Raw genomic sequence first — 4923 nt, forward strand, 5'->3', positions numbered from 1 at the left:
GGCAAAGGGTCCAACACGCTCCGATACAGTTTGGGACGTCCGATGGGGAATCTCCTCGACAATCCGAGGTTTTCCAAGGGAACCCGAGTTTGAAGTAGTCCGGGGCAGGCCCTCCGATCACGTCCAGAGGTCGCAGGTTCAAATCCTGCCCCCGCTACAAAGAAAGTCCAGGTCAGCCACAGGTTGACCTGGACTTTTTCTTTGGGGAAATCATGCGATCTCATCGTTTACGCATCACATTGACAGGTCTGCGGCGCCGCCCAGCCGGGCGTCCGCGCCGTTGGTACCGGTCACTTCGGGCTCGCTCGGCAGTGCTCGCACGCCTAATGGGCATGAGTACGACGAAGCTGGGGCTGGGCCCCCTCATCGGCAGCGTCTTCGATGAGCCCGTGGTCGCGCAGCCACTCGACGGCTCGGCGCTGGGCTCGAACATCACCCAGGGTGTGCCACGCCGAGATCAGTTCGAGGTGGTGCTCATAGAGCTGATTGTTGAATCGTCTGAACGGTCCTCGTCCTCGCAGTGCGTGGCTCAGGCGTTGGCTGACTTCGCGGTCGCTGATGCCCTCGGCGAAGTCGGCCATGTCCCGAAACCACACGGACGACGGAACCGGGGGCAGGCCCGTGTCTCAAACTAGAAAGTCCCGGGAGCGAGGCACCTCGGTCCCGGTGCGGCGATTCGGGGACCGAGGTGCGAGGTGGTGGTCAGGAACGAGCGCGCTGCCGTGCCGGTACGTCGTTGCGGGCCTGGACGGCTCTGGGGTCGCCTTCTTCGGTGTATCCCTCATCTCGAGACTTCGCGATCGCGATCGCGAGGACGAGCAGCCCGAACAGCGGCTTGGCCAGAACGTCTGCTATCGAGTAGCCCACCTGGCGGGCGAGCTCTGCGACGACTGGGTCGTCGATCACGGCCGGCAGGAAGTAGGCGACGGGGTAGACAGTCCAGGTCACGACCAGGATCCAGCGCAGGGCGCTGAGCAGGCGCGTCACCCCGGGGGCCTGGCGTCCCAGGGAGTTGCCCAGCTCGACGAACAGGACGTAGACGATGTAGAGGAACGGCAACGTGCCGAGGATGCCCCACACGATCTTGGAGGTGCTGTCGGCCGCCGCCATCTCTCCGGGGTAGCCCGCGATGATCATGGCGAGCGCAGCGATCGTCAGTCGGATGAGCAGGCTGCGGGTCTTGCCCTTGTCGAGCTTGAGCACGATCACGAGCTCGGCCAGCAACAGGGGGACTGTCAGCATCCAGTCGACGTAGCGATAGGCCTCGTTGAAGGGAACGCCGTCCTGGACGTACGCCCCGCCCGTGTAGGTGAAGGCATCGACCCAGGAGTTGAAGATGCGTACGTAGTGATAGAGCGCGATACCCACCACGACGGTCGACAGCGTGATCGCCATTCGGTGGCGCGGGGCCACCGAACTTCGAACGAGCACGAAGAACAGCAGGGACGCGCCCATCGCTGCGATGACGAACGAGAACGCGTTGTAGACGAGGTCGTACTGACCCGCACTCAGGGTGAGGTCCATGGGTGGCTCCTTCAGGCTGATGGTGGTGTAGAGGGGCTGAGATCGAAGTTAGCACTCATTAGTCTTAATTACCATGCATTAGTCATCAAACTGGGGGAGGGCTAACATCGGTCCATGCCCGACCAGCCCTCGGTAGAGCTCCGCGCCGCTGCCGCCGAGCTAGGCGTGCACTACCAGACCGCCTACCGGTGGGTCCGCAACGGCCGCCTCCCCGCCACGATGGTGGCCGGGAAGTACTCGGTCACTCGTGCGGACCTCGAAGAGTTCGTGCGACTTCGGACCCGGCCGACCCCGGTCTCCACGCCGAGCGAGCAACGCCTCGAGGGCCAGGCTGCACGCATGCACGAGGCGCTGAGAAGCGGAGACGACCTCACCGCCCGACACATCGCTCGCCGCCTGGTCGAGGACGGGACCCCGCTCAAGGACCTCATCGGCGAGGTTCTGAGCCCACCGCTGCGCCAGATCGGTCAGTCCTGGCACGATGGAGAGATTTCGATCTGGGTCGAGCACCGCGCGTCGGCGATCGTCGAACGGATCGTGGGGGAGCTGACCCCGACCCCCCGCGGCCGTCGGCGCGGGACCGTGATGGTCGCCGCCGTGTCTGGTGACCTGCACGCCCTGCCAACGGCGATGGCAGCGGCGGCTCTGCGCGCCGACAACTGGCGGGTCGAACACCTGGGAGCGAACATGCCCCCGGAAGAGCTTGTCGACTTCTGTGCCACCCATGACATCACCGTCGCCGTGCTGTCGGTCACCAACAGCGACGCGGCACCTGTTGCGAAGCGGCTCGCGAAGGCGCTCCGCAAGTCCGCGACCCCCGTCGTCGTGGGAGGCCCAGGGCAGACCCTCGATGACCTCCTCGCAGCGGTCCGTGCCGCATCGTGACGGACACGCGCACCCCGAGCTGACCGTATCCGTCACCGCCGCGCGGGCCGCCGAGGTCCGAGACCGCGACGCGGCAGGACACGCATCTTGCAGAACAACGGTTGCAACACGGATCTGATGACGGAGGGGCTCCCAGCAACTCTGCCCTGGATGTGGCTTGTCCTCGGTCGAGCGTTGGCCCGCCTCCGCCGGATCCGAGCCGAGGTCGATGCTGGCGGAGACGAAAGGATCGAGTTGTTAGCACTCAACGGGGTCCCCAACTTCAAGTCCGCGCCTCTAGTGGTGGGGGAGACCGCGCCCGGCCGAGCGGACTGCGGGCGAGGTGGCCGCGTGGTCTGTGAATCGTGAGGAGTCGGAAAGGACGAGGGCGAGCGCGCCGGCGACCGAGCCTCGCCCGTCCAAGGTGGCTGTCTTGACAGGGATCGGACGCCCGAACGGGATGTTGTTCATCGCCTGTCGTGCGGGACCCAGGAGAAGGTCGCCGAGGACCGCAAGTTCTCCGCCGATGATGATGACGGAGGGGTTGAACAGGAGCGCGAGCGTCGACAGGCCCTGTGCGAGCACGGTCGCGGCTCGGTTGATCGCCGCGCCGATCCGGGGGTCTTCGGCGCGGAGCACGAGTTCTCGCAGATCCATTGCTGCACTGTCGGGCAGTTCGAGTTGGCGCAGCAGGCTCTCCCCTCCGACGTACATCTCGAGGCAGCCCCGTCGACCGCACCAGCAGAGTTCTCCGGCGGGATCCACGGTGATGTGTCCGAACTCTCCGGCGCTGCCCTGGGCGCCGTGGTAGATCGAGCCGTCGATCACGATGCCAAGTCCCAGCCTGCTGGCCATCTTCACGTACAACAAGGAGGTGGCGCCCTGGAGGTCCCCCCATGTGTGCTCGGCCAGCGCGCCGAGGTTGGCGTCGTTCTCCACCGCAACCGGAATGTCCCAGCGTTCCCCGATGAGGTTGGCAAGCTGCTGGCCGCTCCACCCGGGCAGCACGCCCGGAATCATGAACTGGCCACGTTCGGGGGCAACGGGGGCGGCGATGCTGATGGCCGCACCGACGAGACCGTGAGGATCCGCACCGGCTTCGTCCAGGGTCTCCTGGATGCATCTCAGCACCGTCGGGGCACCGTGGTCGGCGCTGTGGCCGTGTGGGAGCGATATCCACCGCTCTGCCAGAACGCGCCTCGACAGGTCTCCCACGGCGACCGCGATATGACGCACCCCGACGTCCACACCGATCGCCAGCCCCGCCGAACGCTCGAGCGTAAGCCTCGCCGGAGGTCTGCCCTGCCCGGTGGCCGTTGGATACCGCGTCTCGCAGAGCAGTCCCTCCTTCTGCATCTCAACGACGAGGCTGGACACCGTGGCGCGAGAGAGTCCTGTGGCGCTGATCAACCGCCCGCGGGTGGCGGCACCCTCCCGGCGCAGGACGTCGACGAGCATCGAGCGGTTCGCTGAGCGAACGGTTCCATTCGTCGGTTGCACGATGCCTCCTGGCTTGCCCTGCCGGGGTGGCAGTGACGGGACACTTGAAGCGTACGGACCTGAACGACAGTTCCATCGGACATTCGACAGAACCCCCTGGGTCAGCCACCGGCGGTCATCGACGGCACTGGCTCCTGGCGGCCCCAACGCGGGCGCCCCACCTCGCCAGGTGGCCGTCGTGTGATTCTGACTTAATCTTGACAGAACCTGAGATGTGCGTCACATTCAAGGCACCGCCCCATCCTCTCTGTCGCTCCAGAGACGTGACCCGACCCAGCCCCGTCGGTTGACGACACGGTGCGGTTCTGACCCAGAAGGTAGGCCCGAGCCATGGTGTCGCTGCACGTCTCTGCCACCCCCGGTGGCGCACCCACGTCCCCTGGTCGCCGGCTTCGTCGCCTGCTTGCCTTCCTGAGTCTCACGGCACTGGCCGCCGTGCTGGTGGCGCCCGCCGCCCTCGCCGCGCCGCAGGCTGCGCCTGCCGCGCAGGCCGCAGCCGCGCCCGTCGCCGCTGCGAAGCCGGCACCCGGCCAGCCCCAGTTCGGTCCCAACGTGAAGGTCTTCGATCCGAGCATGCCGACCAGCCAGATCCAGGCCGCCGTCGATGCCGTCCGTGACCAGCAGGTCGACAACGAGATGGGCACCCAGCGGTGGGCACTGCTGTTCAAGCCGGGCACCTACGGCACCGCGTCGAACCCGCTGATCATTCAGGTGGGCTACTACACCGAGGTCGCCGGGCTGGGCAGGAATCCCACGGACGTGACGATCAACGGGCATGTCGACGTCTACAACCGGTGCCGACCCGCGACAGGTTGCTTCGCCCTGGACAGCTTCTGGCGCTCGCTGTCGAACCTCACGATCAACGTCGTGGGCCTTGACGGGTGCCGGGCCAGCGCCAACTTCTGGGCCGCCTCGCAGGCCTCCCCGGTGCGTCGCGTCAACATCACCGGCGGCAAGCTCTCGTTGATGGACTACTGCACCGACGGACCGCAGTTCGCCAGCGGCGGCTTCATCGCCGATTCCAAGACCGGCGAC

General features: G+C 66.3%; 4 protein-coding genes and 1 pseudogene. 2 read left to right on the forward strand and 3 right to left on the reverse strand.

Translation table 11 applies throughout. The features are described from left to right. Nucleotides 1–323 precede the first annotated feature (323 nt). On the reverse strand, nucleotides 324–581 hold the full coding sequence (locus RMO85_RS14545) for a UPF0158 family protein (RefSeq protein WP_310529442.1): 258 nt from the start codon (nucleotides 579–581) through the stop codon (nucleotides 324–326). 121 nt (nucleotides 582–702) lie between these two features. Next, on the reverse strand, nucleotides 703–1524 hold the full coding sequence (locus RMO85_RS14550; protein ID WP_310529443.1) for a bacteriorhodopsin-like: 822 nt from the start codon (nucleotides 1522–1524) through the stop codon (nucleotides 703–705). A 114-nt stretch (nucleotides 1525–1638) separates the two neighbouring features. Here RMO85_RS14550 and RMO85_RS14555 point away from each other — a divergent pair, with 114 nt between their 5' ends. Then, entirely contained in the window at nucleotides 1639–2409 is a 771-nt protein-coding gene (locus RMO85_RS14555) for a cobalamin-dependent protein (RefSeq protein WP_310529444.1), read from the forward strand. 276 nt (nucleotides 2410–2685) lie between these two features. On the opposite strand, the gene RMO85_RS14560 is transcribed toward RMO85_RS14555, so the two are convergent. After that, nucleotides 2686–3846: an ROK family protein gene (locus RMO85_RS14560; protein ID WP_310529445.1), complete on the reverse strand. Its 1161-nt coding sequence runs from the start codon at nucleotides 3844–3846 to the stop codon at nucleotides 2686–2688. Nucleotides 3847–4218: 372 nt separating this feature from the next. Here RMO85_RS14560 and RMO85_RS14565 point away from each other — a divergent pair. Then, a pseudogene (locus RMO85_RS14565) lies at nucleotides 4219–4923 on the forward strand (hypothetical protein); the annotation flags it as partial.

Origin of the sequence: Nocardioides sp., from assembly GCF_031422975.1 — a bacterium.
Lineage (GTDB): Bacteria > Actinomycetota > Actinomycetes > Propionibacteriales > Nocardioidaceae > Nocardioides.